This window comes from Domibacillus antri, from assembly GCF_001936625.1.
GTDB lineage: Bacteria > Bacillota > Bacilli > Bacillales > Domibacillaceae > Domibacillus > Domibacillus antri.
The window spans coordinates 1-16,132 of the sequence record NZ_MSDU01000010.1; the positions used below are offsets into that span (position 1 = coordinate 1).

A 16,132-nucleotide genomic window follows, 5' to 3' on the forward strand; every position below is an offset into this window, starting at 1 on the left:
AACTCGGGAACATGGTATTCTTTTTCATAGAGGATGCCTCTTCTCGTAAGTGTTTGGTCGTACTTACATTTTACAAGAGGGCATCTCTTTTTTGTCGTTTATTTATGGAAGATTATTCATAATCAACACGCGTGCGTTGAAACACCTTTTATATAACTTGTATCCTTCATACGTCGACGTATATTGTCTTTATTTTGTGATTTATCCCCTGAAAGAGCAATCGGAATTAAATAGTTATTTTTATAGTTCCCGATAAAATCAATGATAGTAACGAAATCTTTCGACTCATGTTTGCGGAGCCCTCGTCCAAGTTGCTGAATGAAGATGATGCTCGATTGTGTTTGCCTTAACATGACAACTTGATTCACGCTTGGAATATCGATTCCCTCGTTGAAAATATCTACTGTTAAAATATAGTCCAATAACCCATTTTCTAATTCGACTACTCGTTGTTCCCTTTCTTCTTGAGAATGATCACCTACTAAAGCAACTGTACGTAAACCTTTTTTATTTAATGAGAGAGAAAGTTCTTTTGCTTCTTCTTTTCGACTACAAAACATTAATCCTTTCACTCGCTCACCAGAAAAACCGTAATATTCAATCTTTTCAATTAAATGATTTACACGCTCATCAGCGACGAGTTTCGATAAAAGAGTCGCATCTTCAATGGATTCTCCGTTATATTCCAAGTCTGTCACACCAAAATAATGAAAAGGACAAAGCATATCTTCTTCAAGCGCTTCTTGCAAACGAATTTCATACGCAATGTTGTAATCGAATAGTTCATATATATTAAAATCATCTGTACGTTCTGGTGTAGCAGTCATTCCCATTAAAAATTTTGGTTTGAAGTAATTAATCACTTTTAGGTAAGAGGCGGCTCCTGCTTTATGCACTTCATCAATTAAAATATAATCAAATGCATCCGGATTAAATTGATTCAAATTTTTTTCTTTTGAAATCGTTTGAATGGTAGCAAATAAATATTTAGCATTTGTTTGCTTTTTCTCCCCAGATAAAATTCCGAAGTCTTCGTCAATCCCACAGAGAATCTTTATAAAATCTGATTTTGCTTTATTTAATATTTGCTCTCGATGAACAATAAAAAGCATACGCTTAGGAGCAAAACGTCTCACATCAAATGCGGAGAGATACGTTTTTCCCGTTCCTGTTGCTGAAATGACTAACCCTTTGTCTTTTCCAGCATCTCGAACCGCCTGAATTTGTTCTAAGGCATCTTGTTGCATTTTATTTGGCACAATCTTTAAAGAATCCTCAATAGAATTTACCTCGTATATAGTAGGCAATTCTATCACTTGTTCCATTGTGTTACGGTCTACAATTTGTGTATACGTCTTTTCATAATTTTCAATCCACTGTTCAGTTAATGGCTGAGCATCATCCCACACTTCTTCAAATTGATTTTTGAAGTGATGGACAATCTCTCCATTTTCAAGTGAAGTGAGTTTTACATTCCATTCATAGTTTACCTTTAGGGCATGTGCCGTTAAATTAGAGCTCCCAACAATGAGTGAGTAGTGGGTGTTATGATTAAATATGTATCCTTTCGAATGAAAGCCTTCTAAGTTTGTCAACCTCACTTCTACGTTTTCAATTTTCAGCAATTCTCTAAATACTTTAGGCTGATTAAAATGTAAAAAAGTCGATGTTAAAATCTGTCCACGAATCCCTTTCCTTTTAAGATCAAGAAACCGAGATTTAAGCGTAGCAAGACCGCTTTCTGTAATAAAAGCAACAGAAAAAATAAAAGAATGACTGCTTTCAAGCTCCTCTAATAATGAAGTTAAGACGTTTTCATTTTTCTTCGCATTATTGACTAACAACTTAGGCCTATAACTTCCATTTTTATCGGCGTTTTGATCAATAAACCCTTTATGTAATGATGCTTCTAAATTTTGAATAAAATTCGCCATATGATCACCATTCATTACGCATTATTTTTGTTGATTTTGTCCGCTAATAGCTTATCTATCGTCGGAATATCTGCGGGTGCCCATTCGAGCTGGTTCAGTTCAGCTAAAGGCACCCATCGGAGTTCGGCGTGTTCTTCGGCAGTTGGTGTACCTTCTGTAATGCGGCATTTGTATGTAAGTAAATTCACAATGACCGCTTCATATTCATGAACGACTTCTTCAATCTTCTCTCCCACCTCTACTGTGCAGGAAAGTTCTTCGGCAATTTCTCTTTTCAGGCTTTGTTCCGGTGTTTCATTTTGTTCAATTTTACCGCCTGGAAACTCCCACAGGTTTGGAAGTGTCATATTGGGAGAGCGGAGAGCACATAGTATATGCTGCTGCTCGTTTTCAATAACGGCACCGACAACACGGACGAATTTTTTCATAAAAGATCAGCTCCTTTTTTCTTAACTTTAGCATAATTTTAACCGTCTGCCTGCTTCCTCTTTCTCAAACACAAAAACGAAGCTGTCCCACAAGTATAAAAAGGCCGGATTTTGAGCCATTTAGGCCGATTTATTGATTGAAAGGCCGGATTCCGCTTCTTCAGGGCCGAATTAACGGAAATTCGGCCCACACTGTAAGGAAACCGGCCCAAAATCAGAAATTCCGGCTCAAACTGTTAGAAATCCGGTCCAAGATCAGAAATTCCGGCCCAACTGCAAGAAATCCGGCTATAGAAATGAGAAAAGGGCTGTCTCCATGGTCTTTTGAGACAGCCCCGGCATGTTTCCCGGCCTTTATTGATGTGTCTTCAGCTGTTAACCGGCAGCCTTCAAAGATCTTTCAGCCGCTCAGCGCTGTGCTCACCAATCTTTTTTGCCCGGATTGAAATCATCCTTCTTTTTGCAGCCGCAATCATGTTTGTCCTTGTCTTTATCTTTGTCTTTATCTTTGTCTTTGTCCTTCTTTTTGTCTTTGCACTTACATTTGCATTTACACTTGAATTTATCCATGTCCTTCTTTTTGTCTTCGTCTTTTTCCCAGTCTTTTTCGTTCTGATGACCCATTTACTCCACCTCCTTTCTTCTTACTTACAAATTATGAAGATACGCGCTTTTACGTAACTGCAATACACTACATGGAAGGCTGCAATCTTTGTATGTTTATTTTGATTTTGATAATCATTATCACTTATAATGGAGGAAAAACGAGGTGAGGATATGCGGGAGGAACTTGTGCCTTTTAAATTTATGAAAAACGAACCGGCGTCCGGGACTGTTTATGACTGGCTTTCTCACATAGATACGTTAACAGCTTCAGCGAAAGCCCACCTGAAGGTCACTTCTATACCGGCAGCTGCTTCACTGTGGATGCGCCGCTACGGTCTTTTTATCGCCGGCCATCTCTACATGTTCAGTAAATATAGACGCGTATGGAACGGGACGCCTGACCAGATTGAGATGGTCGCCGGCTCCGGTGAACCGTGGCCGCTTTTCTTTCAGCTGAAGCATGAGGAATGGGAGGAGTGTGATGATGGCGGTGCGGGACTGATTCTGGATCGGCTTGTGAACCCTGTCATTGAATTGCTTGCGAAAAATGCGAAGCTTTCCCCGATTATTTCCCGGGAAAATCTTTTTGGATATGCGCTTTGGATGTACGTCAATGTGCTGGAGGATGCGGATGATTTGCGGCTGCTTAAAGGATACGAGCGTTTTTTGCAGAAGAAAAAGCCGGCCGAAGCGATGGAAAACTTCAGCCGGCAGACATGCTGCTTGTATAAAGAAGTGCCGGGGTGCAGCAAATGCCCATATTGTCCTCTGTTAAAAGAAAAACAGTGTGTTATTTCACAATCATAACCGGCCCGTTGACGCGCTTGACGACTTTATGGCTGACGCTTCCGAGGACCATTTCCTGGAGAGCGTTCAGACCGCGGCTGCCGATAATGACAAGGTCATATTCCTGCTCGTTTGCGTATTCGACGATTGTAGGCCCCGGTTCGCCGTGTAAAATATGGACGGTGTACGGGATGCCATTCGATTTCAGTTCTTCCTCAACAGACAGCAGCTTTTTGCGGCGTGCCAGCTGCAGCTCCTCTGTTCCCTTCGAATGGAGGATTTCGCTTTTTGATTTAGAGAAATCAGCGACGAATACGATGGTGACTTCGCCGTTTTCGGATAAAGAAGCGACTTTAACGGCTTCTTTTGCGGCCCGCAGCGCATTTTCAGATCCATCAGCGGCCAGTAAGATTCTTTTATACATCCTTTTCACTCCCCTTCATGTGATGGCAACTTGGCGTTTGCCTTATCATAAACCGCCAGTTTATTGACGATATTTTTTCTTGCGTGATCAAGCCCTAAAATCGTCACCATATTGTTGTTTTCCCGGTATTTCAAAACGGATTTATCAATCGAGCCGGCAGCGGAATCATCCCATACATGTGCATCGGCAAAATGGATCGTACTATCTTTATTCGCCGCGGTGAAATCAAATGCCTTTAAAAAACTTTCAACGGAGACAAAAAAAGCCGGCCAGCGAAAGAAGAAGAAGATGTCTCGATCAACTCTTGAGACATCTCCTTCTTAGCGCTTTTTAACGATTACACTTTTCCCGCCCGAGCCCTCTTTCGAATCATATCTTCAAGTGCACCGGATCCCATCAGCACGCCAGGAACAATGAGTAAAAGTCCCAGCCAGTGGTAGTAATAAATCGGTTCACCTAACATAACAGCCGAGCCGACGATGGAAAAAAAGGTGTTCAAATTCAGAAAAATAGCCGATTCAGACGGACCGATTTTCGTTATAGTATTGTTATAGATTAAATCCCCAGATCATCATAATGAAGATGAGTATGATATAAGGCCGAATGCGTTGCAAAATGTCCCTTCTTTCTTTTTATATCTCATACGGCGGCGTCATTTTCCGGACGCATTTTTTTCCTCAAAATCAGTTGGTAAAATACGTCAGATAAAACAAGTCCGAGGGCGATGGACCCGGAGATCATAAACGCTTTAGCCGCAAGACTGAGGGCGTTTTCGTAGTCATTTTGCACAAAGGCACGCATGGCCCGATAAGCAGTTCCGCCGGGGACGAGCGGAATGATGCCGGCGACGGTAAAGATGATCACCGGCGTTTTATACACCCTCGCATAAACATGTCCGATCACCGCCACTGTAAAGGCTGCGGCGACCGTAGAAGGCAATGGGTCCACGGCATGTTCTGATAAGAAAAAGAACACCATCCATCCGGCCATACCGACAGTGCCGCACTTCACCAGCAGTTTTTTCGGCACGTTAAACATGACGCCGAAGCTGGCAGCGGCAAGAAAACTGAGCAGCATATTGGATAAAATCGTCACCTGCATCACTCCCTTAAATAAACGTCATGACGACCGCAATCCCGCTTCCGATTGCCAGTGCTGTTAAGAGCGCTTCCGCCCCTTTGGCAAGGCCTGAAATAAAATGCCCCGCCATTAAATCGCGCACGGCATTGGTAATCAGCAAACCGGGTACGAGAGGGATGAGGGCGCCGACAATAATCCGATCGAGATCACCGCCAAACCCGATTCGATAAAACAGGTACGACAGTGTTCCCCCGGCCAGCGCCGCCATAAATTCAGAAAAGAACATCGTCGGGACAACATCCGATACTTTCAGCACAATAAAGTAAGCCAGTCCGCCGGCAATCATCGCCGGCAGCACATTATCCCAGCTGCCTTTTAACAAAATAACAAAACACCCGCTTGCCGATGCCGCCGCGAAAATTTGCATCATAAAAGAAAAAAACATGGGGGCTGTCTGCAGCTCCTTCAGCTCCCGGTACGCCTGTATAGTCGTCAGTTCCCCTGCGCTGATCCGCCGGGAGATTGAATTGACCGCACTGACTTTATATAAATCCGTTGTCCGCCGCGAAATACGCGTGAGCTTCGTTTTCGTCGGTTCATCTGTTTCAATGGAAAACATGATGCCCGTCGGTGTCACAAAACTGTGTGACTCAGGAATGCCGAATGCCTGCGCTATCCGCATCATCGTGTCCTCCACCCGGTACGTCTCTGCGCCGTTTTCCAGCATGATTTTCCCCGCAAGCAGACTGACATCCATAATGTCGTACTTTTCTTCGAGATTGGCATCCATCAAATCACTCCAATCTTTGTCAATGCCATCATTATAGCCTATCATGCCCGTACCGTCATGCACATCCCTTCACAAATTACTGTGCAAAAAGGGAAAAAAGAGCTGTCCTATGTCAATTGTTATTGACGGTTAGAACAGCTCTTCTGCCTATCTGCTTTATTGTTTAAACATGTTAAATGGTTTGCCAACCGGCAAAAATTCACGTCCAAAGTGCTTGTTTAATACGGATGCCCCCGCACCGTAAAAGGATACAAGCGCGATCAGCAGTTCAGCATACGCCGCTAACGTGTGCGCCGCATCTTCCATAATCCCGAACGAGCTTAATGTTAATCCGATAAACAGAAAATCAATCAAGACAAAGTCGAAAAAGAGCACCTTATTTATTTCCATCGCACCAATCGTCATAAATAACGTGAAAATTAAATATCCTAAATACACCATTCCCAGCTGCCGCGGGTCGATGTTTGCCTGTACTGTTTCCCCAAAAACGCCCAGCTGCATAAGCCAGGATGTACTGACGGCCATCCAGAACAAGCCATAAGCGGCAAATGCTGATGCCCCGAACGTATTATTTAATTTTGCGTCAAGAATGGATGCGTAAAACTGCGCAATCCCGCCAAGGAAAATGGCCCACGGAATGACAAATGAAAGACCTTCTGTCCAGCCCAGTTTTAGCGATGACGCCACGAGTGTGACAATGGCCAGCCCGAATAGTCCAATTGCTGACGGGTCGGCTGTTACGACTTTTACCTCTTTTACTTCACTCATCTTTGTTCCTCCAATTCTTTTGTTTTTCTCATTAGCAGTGTCTCACTTTTTACGCTATTACCGACTAGTCGGTCATAATTCAATATGTATCATTTGCCGCAAACCACTACATCGTATTTTACCTTAATCCAATAAAAGTATCTATAGAACGTAAGATCCTCCTTTTCTCCATTCATATTCTGCATAACGCTGTAAATCTTCTGAACTAATGGACCAAATAAATGAAATGATGATCTTTTTCCAAATTATCGGTTATCGGATCCGTCTTCGTTCTTATGAAATGGCCGCAGGTGTTACAAAACAAAAAGTTACAGCCTGATTCTTTTAGGCTGCAACTTTTCACTTGAACTTTTTTCCATAAAATACTTGTCTCACCGCTTCACAAAAGATTGGGCACGATAAGACCTGACGATGTCCGAAGCCGTACAGAACCATACATCTGTTTTTTCCATCATGTGTTTAACCGCTTGTTCTAAGTATTTCATGCGGAAAGGATGACCGATGACAAAAGGGTGAAGTGGTATCGTCATCACTTTCCCTCTAATTTGACTCTCTTGATGCAATACATCAAACTGATCTTTAAGGAGCTGTAGATAATCCGGGGCCATATAGCCGCCGCGCAGAAAACATTGAATATCATTTAGCTCGGCAGAATAAGGCACGGAAATAAGTTTTTTACCTGGTGTCGCCATCTGGTAAGGTTCTTCGTCATTTAACCAATCACAAACATACTCTATTCCGATTTCTTCCAGCAACCTTGGTGTATTCCAAGTCTCCGCGAGCGCAGGTCCTAACCATCCCTTTGGTCTATAACCTGTCGCCTCTTCGATTATCTTTATTGTTTTACTGATTGTTTCTTTTTCTTCCTTTTCTTCCATCGAACGAATAGGCTGGGAATTTGCCAAACCGTGAGCTATTATTTCCCAATTTTGTTTTTGTATTTCTTCTATTATTCTTGGATAGTGCTGACAAACATAAGCATTTAATGCCACCGTTGCTGGTATATTATGTTTATCCAACATTTCCATTATCCTCCAAACCCCTACTCTGGCACCATAATCCCGCCAAGAATAATTGTAAACATCTGGAACAAAACCTGCGAATGCGGGATTGACAGAAGTAGAGGGCAGATCGGGTTCAAAATATTCAACATTGAGAACAAAAAGAACCACTAGTTTTTTGTTTTCTGGCCAGACGATAGGTTTTCTGTCGATAACCGGTTCATAAATTAGAGGGAACTGCATCGCCCATTTCTCCTTTACTCTTACTCTGCTTGTTTACCAATGTACAATTTTTCTTTCCAATCGAACAAAAATTACATTTAACAAATATCCGATAGCCCCTAGAGTGAAAATGCCAGCATACATATTGGATACCTCAAATGTCCGTTGCGCCTGCAAAATAAAATAACCTATTCCGTTGTTGGCAGCAACCATTTCTGAAATGACAACCATGATAAGTCCAATTCCAAGACTAATGCGCAGCCCGGTAAAAATATGTGGAATTGCACATGGAAGAATAATCTTTCTTACAATTTCTCCAGACGTGAGACCGAATGTTCTGCCTGTATCAATCTGCACTTGATCTACCTGTCTTACGCCACTAAATGTGTTTAATAAAATAGGGAAAAATGTAGCTGTTGCTATTAAAAATACTTTCATTTCATTTTCAAGCCCTAAAAATAAAATCGCAATTGGTATATAAGCAGGTGTGGGAATCGGACGAAAAATTTCGACTAAAGGTTCTAACAAAAAGTAAAAGAAGCGGTAATAACCCATCAGCAATCCGAAAAAAACCCCAAGTACCGCCGCAATAAAATATCCCATAAACATTCTGTACAGACTTGAACCTAATTGCTGAAACAATTCTCCCGAAACAATTAAAGTACCCCAAGATTTGAAAACGGAACTAATGGATGGAAAAGATGGGGACTGTACGATACCGAACGTAACAGTCCATTCCCAGAGCAACAGTAAGAAAACAATTAATAATACGCCTGATAAACGGCTATGCCATAATTTCTTCACTATTTCCCCTCTTTTCCGCATCGAAAATTTCTTCATATAACTGATGCCTATATTTCAAAAAATTAGGCATTTCCGGTGTGGTTAGTCGTTCCCTCGGATAAGGCAGATCGATCGAAACATCCGCAGCCAAATTACGAGGTGCCCGATTCAACACGATGACTCTACTGGATAAGTAAACCGCTTCATCAATATCATGAGTGACAAATAATATCGTAAGCCCCAATTTTGTCCATAAATCTAAAACGAGATCTTGTAACGAACCTCTCGTCATAGCATCCACAGCACTGAAAGGCTCATCCATTAACAATACGTCCGGTTCACAAGCCAAGGCTCTTGCTATAGCAACACGCTGCTGCATTCCCCCGGAAAGCTGGTGTGTATAATAATCTCTACAATCATAAAGTCCCACCAACTCGATCATCTCGTTGCTTCTCTGCTCTATTTCAGATTTACTCCACTTCTTTCTGCTTTCCATTCCGAACTTGACATTTTCTTTTACCGTTTTCCAAGGAAAAATGGACTTATTGTATTGTTGAAATAAGTAGACCATATCAAACGGTGGTGCATCGACCTTTTTATTACCTAGTATTACCTCTCCTTCTGCTGCCTCTTGAAGTCCAGCAATAATTTGCAGCATGGTGGATTTCCCGCATCCAGAAGGTCCAATAATAGATACAAAGCTGCCTTTCTCAATTGGAAAAGAAATTTTGTTCAATATCATTTTGCGCGCTTCACCCACACCAAAATGTTTGCTCACCGAATTTACCTGTATATAATTATCTGCCATATGATCCGCACCTCCAAACGCAAAAGTTTAGTCACTTAAGTGCTGAAGGAAATAGAACAGATTCTGCATCCATTTCATCCTTCAATAATTCGTGCTTCTTCATCAGATCCAATAACGCTTGAACGGTGTTTTCATCCACTTTTGAATCCCAAAGTATCGGCATCATTTTGTTTATTAATGACAGGTCTATTTCTGTATAATCAGCCATGAATTGTTTCGTTTCATCCGGATGACCAGCCAAATATTCATTGGTCTTATTCATAGCCTCCACAAATTTCTCAGCCGTTTCTTCATTGTCTTTATACCATTTTTCAGAAGCCCAGAATGCGCCTAGAGGCTGCTTTGGCAGTGATTCCATTGCAGCGTAAGAAATAATATTGAATGCACCGTTTGTATTCATTTTTGTCGTGAATGGTTCTACATTAAACACAGCATCTACCTGCTTGTTTGATAAGGAATCTTCCATATTTGAAAACGGGAGTTCGATAAAATCAACCTCATTTTTATCTATACCATTTTCATCTAAAACCTCAGCCACAGAAAGCCACATCTGGCTGCCTATATTGTTAACTGCTATTCTTTTCCCTTTAAGTTCCTTTATACTTTTAATTCCACTATCTTTAAGAACAAACAAAGCCTGGGAATCTTTGTCTTGTTCTGCAGCTACTTCATTTTGCATGACCATTTTAAAATCGAAGCCTTTTTCATTCGCCTGTATAGCCGGTGAAGGAGTACTAAGAGTGATATCGATTTTGCCCGCACTGACCGCAGGCAGTAATTCTGCGCCGCCACCCATCTGTGTAAAGGTTACTTTTAGACCCTGTTCCTTAAAATAGCCTAATTTTTCCGCTGCGTATAAATTAGTAAGGGCACCGATTTTTAACGTTCCTATATTTAATGGCACATCACTGTCAGCCGATGCTTTATCGTCGGGTGCAGAATCAGGAGATTGAGAGTTACTGCAAGCAGTGGTAAATACTAAAAGTAAAACAAATAGCAGCAGTCGCCCAAATTTAGCTTTTCTACTTATTTTCATTACTGTCTCCCCCTATTAGTTACATAATTTCCAGCAAATTCTCCAACTTTATTACATCCGCATACTTCATATGCATGTCCAGCAAGCTAACCTTATGAGAAATTTGACTTCTATCACTAACACACTCCTCCGGGATCAGTACCGTGAAATTATAAGAAAAAGCATCCACTACACTCGCTCTAACGCAGCCACTGGTGGTTATACCTGTAATGATTAATGTATCAACGCCATGATAAATCAGCATATCCACCAAATTGGTTCCAAAGAAAGCACTTGGCCTTCTTTTTTGCAGAATGATTTCATGATCTAAAGGCTTAACTTCATCAACAATTGTATTTTCTAACTCACTCTTATCTTCTCCTCCTTTCCACATGCCAATTCCGGAATGATGACTTTCGGTGAAACCCCTCGTGAAAAAAACAGGCATGATTCTTTCTCTGGCTTTACCTAAGAGAACCGCTGTTGCCCTTGCAGCCGGATAACCGGTTTCTGAGCAGCCAAGCCGAAAACGACTGTCTACAAAACCATAAGTCATGTCAACAATTAACAAGGCAGGAACTTTCCCTATTTCTTTGGTGCCGCCCATATTCGCTTTTGAAAACATTTCCTTATCTTTCTCATTTAGCACATCATCCCATATTGCCATAAATGTCCCCACTTTCAAAAGATACGTTTATTTATTCACTATCTAAATAGTTGAGAATATCATGAACCGTTAAAACGTCAGCGAACTTTTGTTCAATGTCAGACAAATTATTTCGATGAACATGCAAATCACGATCGCCCACTGCCTCCAGCGCAACAATAGGCCGGATACCGTATTGAATCGTTTCCGAGGCAACCGTCCGAACAGAACCGCTTGTAGAAAAACCGCAAATAATTAATGTATCACATTGATTTTTTTCTAAAATCTCCAATAATTCTGTTTGATAATAAACAGACACAAATTTAGAGTAAATATGGTAATCATTTTTTTTATTTCTCATTCTTGAATCTAACTCAACCCCATTGGAATTAAGTTCCAGAGCTTCTATTCCTTTGATTTTTTTAGACCAGAGAAGCATGCCATCATTATTATCAACATAATAAGAATGGGAAAAAATCACCGGACAATCCGTTTTGTGAGCTTTCGCAATAATATTATTAATATTTTCCAGCTCGTTTTCCCAATCTCCGCTTAAGGGTGACTCCTTGCTGGTAAAAGCATTAATACAATCAATGACCAGAACAGCCGGCTTTTTACCTAAACCAAACTCTCCTGCAAAACCCTTATTTAAATAAAATTGTTCAATTTCTGCTTTTAAATATCTTCTTTGGCCTCCGGGAGTGTAATAAACTCTAATTCCATATCCCTTTACCTCTTCATCCTTCTCCAAGCGGCGTAAAGTGGCAGTAGAAATCCCTAACAAATTCGCAGCTTCTTTAATTGTCACAAACATATGCATCCCTCCAACGACCAAAACTTATACAAATTTGTACAAATCAATCATAATTGTAATAGTAAGTGAGGGGGAGGAAATTGTCAACAAAATATTCTAATTATTTTTTATATTCAATCAATTATAGAGATTGATCTAATTGTTACCCTTCTTTCACCGCTGACTTTACATGAAGCCAAATTTTACGAACGGAGGATACGCCATCAAAAATAGACGACTTGATTTTAAATAGTGTGAGGGCGCGCTATGAGGACCTTCAAATCAATTGGTAATTTTTTCACATACACTCTATGGAGAGCTGCACGGATCTGGTATGATATAGAAAAGAGGAAAAAGACGGAGATGAAGCCACTTTGGACTTATTAATGATTATTTTACCCGCTTTTTTAATTTTCCTGACCGGGTTTGCCGGACAGAAATGCATCGGCTTTGATATAAAATCGATTTCGATGGCAGCGCTTTATTTAATGTCCCCATTCCTTTCGTTCCGAACCTTTTATGTCAACGAACTGACAATGGAGTACCTTTATATTATGGTTTTTTGCCTTGCTTTGGCTTTTTTGTTAATTGTGGTGACACTGCTCACCGGTTTAATCATGAAAGCAACGCGGCAAAAAATAGCGGCCATGATTTTGGGCGGCGTATTCATGAACAGCGGCAACTACGGAGCGCCGGTTGCATTATTTGCCTTTGGGGCGGCTGGATTCGATTATGCCGTTATTATTATGGTCTTCCATGCCTTTTTAATGAATACAGTCGGATTGTTTGCGGCATCGTTCGGCGGAGAGGAAGAAACAACATGGAAGCAGTCGCTCCAGCGCGTCACGCGGATGCCGGTCCTTCATGGAGCCTTTTTCGGAATCATGCTGCAGCTTTTCAATATACCGATTCCTCCAACAATTATGGATGCGATCAGCCTAGTAGCGAATGCCTCCATTCCGACTGTCATGCTCGTGCTTGGCATGCAGCTCGCCGTCATTACCACGAAACAGGTCGCGTACCGGTATGTAAGTTCGGTCGCCGTTATTCGGATGATTGTTTCGCCGCTTTTGGCAATGGGCATCCTATCCTTGATACCTGTGAATGATGTGCTGAAAGATGTCATGATTTTGCTGGCGGCGATGCCTGCTGCAGCGAATTCAACGATGTTAGCGATTCAATTTGGCACGGAACCGGACCTCGTTTCGTTTACGACGCTTGTTACGACTTTAATAAGCATTTTGACGATTCCCCTTGTGCTCTTTTTGCTTGGGGTATAGCGCGAGAGGCATTTTTTTGGTTATGGCGCTTTCATAAACGTCACGGTGCGCGCGGCTGCGTCATACAGCACCCATTCACGCGCACCCCACACGGCGCCAGCGTTAATGCCGTATCTCTTTTTCTTCAAATAAACCGGGACACCGTACGAAAATGGCAGACGGCGCCCTTTCCTGTAAAGCCCCGCTTCATGACTATGACCGAAAAAGAGAAGCGGCGGTTCGGTTTTCGGCAGCACCGGTATCCATTCTTTCGTCCATTTCCACTGATGTCCATGCAGCAAGACGGCGCCGTCAATGACGATCTTCTCCGGTAAATGATTGAAATCATCACGCCCTGTTACCATCATAATCCGCTCTTCTTGATTCCCGCGCACGGATGGAAATGTAAGCAACGATAAAAATTCGTTTGACCAGACAGCTGCTTCTTCTATTTTTGACAACCGGACCACCGACGCTTTCTTTTTCCCAACTGTACATTCAAACAAATCGCCTAGTCCAACCACTTTCGCGTCCGGCGCATGCCGCATAATATGTGCGAGCACTTCTTTCGTATCTTCTATACTCGAATGCAAATCACCAAGCAATGCATACTTCATTTTTTAAATCACCTTTTATTCATTATTTTACCGTATATTTCGAATGACCAAATGTACGGGCTGAAACACGAGGGATAAAATGGAAGGAAGAAACCACCGCTCTATTTGAGTAGTTCCTTATTTTTCGGGGATGCTGTTAGTAAGGAGGTGACCTATGATCATGAATGATTTTACAGTCGCGCACTTATCGTCAGAGCAAATGGAACAATTAAAGAAATTTGAAAATGAATTGGGATGCACATTAGTCGCCTATGAAGAAAAACAAGACCTTAATGAGCAATCACGTCTAGAAAATAGTCCCTAATGCCTCTGTTTGTTCATAAAAAAACCGCCTCAGTTTTGGCGGTTTAATTAATGATTCTTTTTTTTGAGCCCGATCATTCTTTACTGTCAAGACCGGTACAGTCATCTTCCTCGCACCACTCTGTTTTAGATGCCGTTACCTGCTCTTCCGATGCCACTTTCTGGAGAACCTGCAAAAATGACTCTACAGACTGCGCACCTGACACGGCGTACTTTTCATTAAATACAAAAAATGGAACACCCTGCACGCCCACTTGACGCGCTTCCTCTTGATCCGCCCGCACCTGCTCGCTGTATCGGCCGCTTTCGAGCACATTCAATGCCTCTTCTTTAAGGAGGCCGGCTTCTTCCGCTAATTGAGCGAGTGTTTCAAAGTCTGCTATATGCTTCGATTCGGTAAAGTATGCTTTCAGCACGCGTTCTGTGAATGCCGTCATTTTCCCCTTTTCTTTTGCAAAGTGCGATAGACGATGTGCATCATGCGTATTCGCCAGTATTAGTGTATCCATTTGATAATCAAGTCCGGTTTCTTTTGCCTGACCCGTTAATTGACTGTTCATCGCTTTCGCTTGTTCACGCGTCATTCCATATTTCCCGGCCAGCATGTCATGAACGTCCTGATCTGCTTTTTTCGGCGCATTTGGATCGAGCTCAAAACTGCGAAATTCGATATCTACCTTTCCTTCAAACTGCTGAACTGCTTGTTCAAAACGACGCTTTCCAATATAGCAAAATGGACACGCAAAGTCCGACCAAATTTCTACTTTCATCTTTGTCCAACTCCTTTTCTTAAGAGTAGGACACATTTAATTGAAGCGCAAATCATAAGCCCGCAGCCATTTATAAGAGATATTCCATTCTTTTCAATGTGTCTATTCAGTAACTCGATACAGTTTATCGTCACCGTCCGCCGGGTTTCCGCGGCCATCGGTATTATTTGTCACAAAATATAAATACTCACCGTCCGAAAATACATCCCGAATACTTCCGCATCCTTCCATTTCCTCGTAAAACACGCTATATCCATTGTCTCCGCCATCACCCGAAACATCATCAAGCCAGTCAACTGATCCATCCTCGCGTGCAATATACCCATCTGCGCTTGCTGCAATATAAAGGACGGCTTTTCCCATCCTAACCATCCTTCCTTTGATATAATCAATTCAAAAAGGAGTTTTACATGAATAACATAACTGCCATTCACACACGCGAGCTCGATTCGATCCGCTCCAGATTTTCTGATTACTTCGAAGATCATTCGGATGAAAAAAAACTCGACCGTCTTTATCACAAGTGGATCCCGCTCCTCAGCACCTACGTGACACACGACTCGATCGAAACGGCGATCGACGACTGGTACGCGCTCATCGAACACCCGCAGATATGGCTCCATTATATAGAAGAAACGCAGGCGAAATCAACGCGTCCGCTTGTCATCGACATACTCGAATCATGGAAGAATCCGTTTGTTTTTGCCGGCAGCCGGACCGAAAATGGGACGTATCAAAACTGGATGGATGACAGTGAATGGAGCATGACAAATGTTGAAGGTGAACACTTTATAGGGATTGTCCTGCCCTTCCCTGAGAAAAACAATGTCGTGGTTCAGCACTATTTCAACGCCGCAGATGAATTTTTTGACTCTATCGATGATGGTTTTGTGAATAGCCCGTATCCGTCTAAACAGCTATATTTGAACCGCTCATATTTAAATTGTCTGTCGTACCTTAGTGACAACTGAAAAAACACCAATTTTACCCTTTCTTAACAATTATTTCTTCAGGTTCAGGTATGTAAAATAGAAATAAAAACGATGCAATACCGTCCTATATGTTTCGCTGCCAGCATACAGTCAAAAACGTAATGACA

The 16,132-nt window shown here is 41.8% G+C and carries 19 protein-coding genes and 2 pseudogenes; 4 read left to right on the forward strand and 17 right to left on the reverse strand.

Annotated features, from left to right (window positions below):
• Positions 1-134 precede the first annotated feature (134 nt).
• The 3 genes and pseudogenes from BTO30_RS06360 to BTO30_RS06375 all read right to left on the reverse strand — a co-directional run.
• Positions 135-1,934, reverse strand: a pseudogene (locus tag BTO30_RS06360) (DEAD/DEAH box helicase family protein); the annotation flags it as partial.
• Positions 1,935-1,948: 14 nt separating this feature from the next.
• Entirely contained in the window at positions 1,949-2,362 is a 414-nt protein-coding gene (locus tag BTO30_RS06365) for a (deoxy)nucleoside triphosphate pyrophosphohydrolase (protein WP_075397888.1), read from the reverse strand.
• Between the two features lie 420 nt (positions 2,363-2,782).
• Positions 2,783-2,986 carry a hypothetical protein gene (locus tag BTO30_RS06375; RefSeq protein ID WP_075397890.1) on the reverse strand — a complete coding sequence of 68 codons (204 nt, stop codon included), beginning with the start codon at positions 2,984-2,986 and terminating at the stop codon, positions 2,783-2,785.
• A 168-nt stretch (positions 2,987-3,154) separates the two neighbouring features.
• Between BTO30_RS06375 and BTO30_RS06380 the strand changes: the two genes are divergently transcribed.
• Positions 3,155-3,775, forward strand: a complete 621-nt coding sequence (locus BTO30_RS06380) for a hypothetical protein (RefSeq protein WP_143331920.1) — start codon at positions 3,155-3,157, stop codon at positions 3,773-3,775.
• Here BTO30_RS06380 and BTO30_RS06385 read toward each other — a convergent pair.
• From BTO30_RS06385 to BTO30_RS06435, 11 genes are all read right to left on the reverse strand, one after another.
• Positions 3,759-4,178 (reverse strand): universal stress protein, encoded by a 420-nt coding sequence (locus BTO30_RS06385; RefSeq protein WP_075397892.1) that lies wholly within the window; start codon positions 4,176-4,178, stop codon positions 3,759-3,761. The genes BTO30_RS06380 and BTO30_RS06385 overlap by 17 nt on opposite strands.
• A 337-nt stretch (positions 4,179-4,515) precedes the next feature.
• Positions 4,516-4,734 (reverse strand): EamA family transporter, encoded by a 219-nt coding sequence (locus tag BTO30_RS17975; protein ID WP_083632323.1) that lies wholly within the window; start codon positions 4,732-4,734, stop codon positions 4,516-4,518.
• Between the two features lie 83 nt (positions 4,735-4,817).
• Positions 4,818-5,273 carry a threonine/serine exporter family protein gene (locus BTO30_RS06395; protein ID WP_075397893.1) on the reverse strand — a complete coding sequence of 152 codons (456 nt, stop codon included), beginning with the start codon at positions 5,271-5,273 and terminating at the stop codon, positions 4,818-4,820.
• A 13-nt stretch (positions 5,274-5,286) separates the two neighbouring features.
• Positions 5,287-6,048 carry a threonine/serine exporter family protein gene (locus BTO30_RS06400; RefSeq protein WP_075397950.1) on the reverse strand — a complete coding sequence of 254 codons (762 nt, stop codon included), beginning with the start codon at positions 6,046-6,048 and terminating at the stop codon, positions 5,287-5,289.
• Between the two features lie 156 nt (positions 6,049-6,204).
• Positions 6,205-6,816 carry an acetate uptake transporter gene (locus tag BTO30_RS06405; protein ID WP_075397894.1) on the reverse strand — a complete coding sequence of 204 codons (612 nt, stop codon included), beginning with the start codon at positions 6,814-6,816 and terminating at the stop codon, positions 6,205-6,207.
• 371 nt (positions 6,817-7,187) lie between these two features.
• Positions 7,188-8,060, reverse strand: coding sequence for a polysaccharide deacetylase family protein (locus tag BTO30_RS06410; protein WP_075397895.1), 873 nt, complete (start codon positions 8,058-8,060; stop codon positions 7,188-7,190).
• Positions 8,061-8,093: 33 nt separating this feature from the next.
• Positions 8,094-8,843, reverse strand: coding sequence for an ABC transporter permease (locus BTO30_RS06415; protein ID WP_158023568.1), 750 nt, complete (start codon positions 8,841-8,843; stop codon positions 8,094-8,096).
• Positions 8,824-9,630, reverse strand: a complete 807-nt coding sequence (locus BTO30_RS06420; RefSeq protein WP_075397896.1) for an ABC transporter ATP-binding protein — start codon at positions 9,628-9,630, stop codon at positions 8,824-8,826. Before BTO30_RS06420 ends, BTO30_RS06415 begins: the two co-directional genes overlap by 20 nt.
• Before the next feature lie 31 nt (positions 9,631-9,661).
• Positions 9,662-10,666 carry an ABC transporter substrate-binding protein gene (locus tag BTO30_RS06425; RefSeq protein WP_075397897.1) on the reverse strand — a complete coding sequence of 335 codons (1,005 nt, stop codon included), beginning with the start codon at positions 10,664-10,666 and terminating at the stop codon, positions 9,662-9,664.
• A gap of 19 nt (positions 10,667-10,685) precedes the next feature.
• Entirely contained in the window at positions 10,686-11,312 is a 627-nt protein-coding gene (locus BTO30_RS06430; RefSeq protein WP_075397898.1) for an isochorismatase family protein, read from the reverse strand.
• Between the two features lie 31 nt (positions 11,313-11,343).
• The gene (locus BTO30_RS06435; RefSeq protein ID WP_083632325.1) at positions 11,344-12,105 is read right to left on the reverse strand and encodes an isochorismatase family protein; all 762 of its coding nucleotides are present in this window, start codon (positions 12,103-12,105) and stop codon (positions 11,344-11,346) included.
• A gap of 353 nt (positions 12,106-12,458) precedes the next feature.
• Between BTO30_RS06435 and BTO30_RS06440 the strand changes: the two genes are divergently transcribed.
• The gene (locus BTO30_RS06440) at positions 12,459-13,364 is read left to right on the forward strand and encodes an AEC family transporter (RefSeq protein WP_075397899.1); all 906 of its coding nucleotides are present in this window, start codon (positions 12,459-12,461) and stop codon (positions 13,362-13,364) included.
• A gap of 20 nt (positions 13,365-13,384) precedes the next feature.
• Here the strand turns inward: BTO30_RS06440 and BTO30_RS06445 are convergent, their stop codons facing one another.
• Complete coding sequence (locus BTO30_RS06445; RefSeq protein ID WP_075397900.1) at positions 13,385-13,960, reverse strand: metallophosphoesterase family protein; 576 nt, start codon at positions 13,958-13,960, stop codon at positions 13,385-13,387.
• A gap of 154 nt (positions 13,961-14,114) precedes the next feature.
• Here BTO30_RS06445 and BTO30_RS17200 point away from each other — a divergent pair, with 154 nt between their 5' ends.
• Positions 14,115-14,264 (forward strand): hypothetical protein, encoded by a 150-nt coding sequence (locus tag BTO30_RS17200; protein ID WP_158023569.1) that lies wholly within the window; start codon positions 14,115-14,117, stop codon positions 14,262-14,264.
• 73 nt (positions 14,265-14,337) lie between these two features.
• On the opposite strand, the gene BTO30_RS06450 is transcribed toward BTO30_RS17200, so the two are convergent.
• Both BTO30_RS06450 and BTO30_RS17465 read right to left on the reverse strand, forming a co-directional pair.
• A complete protein-coding gene (locus BTO30_RS06450; RefSeq protein ID WP_075397901.1) occupies positions 14,338-15,033 on the reverse strand; it encodes a DsbA family oxidoreductase in 696 nt (231 codons plus the stop codon).
• A 234-nt stretch (positions 15,034-15,267) separates the two neighbouring features.
• A pseudogene (locus BTO30_RS17465) lies at positions 15,268-15,396 on the reverse strand (dihydrofolate reductase family protein); the annotation flags it as partial.
• 47 nt (positions 15,397-15,443) lie between these two features.
• Here BTO30_RS17465 and BTO30_RS06460 point away from each other — a divergent pair.
• On the forward strand, positions 15,444-16,004 hold the full coding sequence (locus tag BTO30_RS06460; protein ID WP_075397903.1) for a hypothetical protein: 561 nt from the start codon (positions 15,444-15,446) through the stop codon (positions 16,002-16,004).
• Positions 16,005-16,132: the final 128 nt, after the last annotated feature.

What these genes read in the sequence shown, in the direction of transcription:
- BTO30_RS06365 (WP_075397888.1), bottom strand. Translation starts at nt 2,362, where the DNA reads ATGAAAAAATTCGTCCGTGTTGTCGGTGCCGTTATTGAAAACGAGCAG.
- BTO30_RS06375 (WP_075397890.1), bottom strand. Translation starts at nt 2,986, where the DNA reads ATGGGTCATCAGAACGAAAAAGACTGGGAAAAAGACGAAGACAAAAAG.
- BTO30_RS06385 (WP_075397892.1), bottom strand. Translation starts at nt 4,178, where the DNA reads ATGTATAAAAGAATCTTACTGGCCGCTGATGGATCTGAAAATGCGCTG.
- BTO30_RS06400 (WP_075397950.1), bottom strand. Translation starts at nt 6,048, where the DNA reads ATGGATGCCAATCTCGAAGAAAAGTACGACATTATGGATGTCAGTCTG.
- BTO30_RS06405 (WP_075397894.1), bottom strand. Translation starts at nt 6,816, where the DNA reads ATGAGTGAAGTAAAAGAGGTAAAAGTCGTAACAGCCGACCCGTCAGCA.
- BTO30_RS06410 (WP_075397895.1), bottom strand. Translation starts at nt 8,060, where the DNA reads ATGCAGTTCCCTCTAATTTATGAACCGGTTATCGACAGAAAACCTATC.
- BTO30_RS06420 (WP_075397896.1), bottom strand. Translation starts at nt 9,630, where the DNA reads ATGGCAGATAATTATATACAGGTAAATTCGGTGAGCAAACATTTTGGT.
- BTO30_RS06425 (WP_075397897.1), bottom strand. Translation starts at nt 10,666, where the DNA reads ATGAAAATAAGTAGAAAAGCTAAATTTGGGCGACTGCTGCTATTTGTT.
- BTO30_RS06430 (WP_075397898.1), bottom strand. Translation starts at nt 11,312, where the DNA reads ATGGCAATATGGGATGATGTGCTAAATGAGAAAGATAAGGAAATGTTT.
- BTO30_RS06435 (WP_083632325.1), bottom strand. Translation starts at nt 12,105, where the DNA reads ATGTTTGTGACAATTAAAGAAGCTGCGAATTTGTTAGGGATTTCTACT.
- BTO30_RS06445 (WP_075397900.1), bottom strand. Translation starts at nt 13,960, where the DNA reads ATGAAGTATGCATTGCTTGGTGATTTGCATTCGAGTATAGAAGATACG.
- BTO30_RS17200 (WP_158023569.1), top strand. Translation starts at nt 14,115, where the DNA reads ATGATCATGAATGATTTTACAGTCGCGCACTTATCGTCAGAGCAAATG.
- BTO30_RS06450 (WP_075397901.1), bottom strand. Translation starts at nt 15,033, where the DNA reads ATGAAAGTAGAAATTTGGTCGGACTTTGCGTGTCCATTTTGCTATATT.
- BTO30_RS06460 (WP_075397903.1), top strand. Translation starts at nt 15,444, where the DNA reads ATGAATAACATAACTGCCATTCACACACGCGAGCTCGATTCGATCCGC.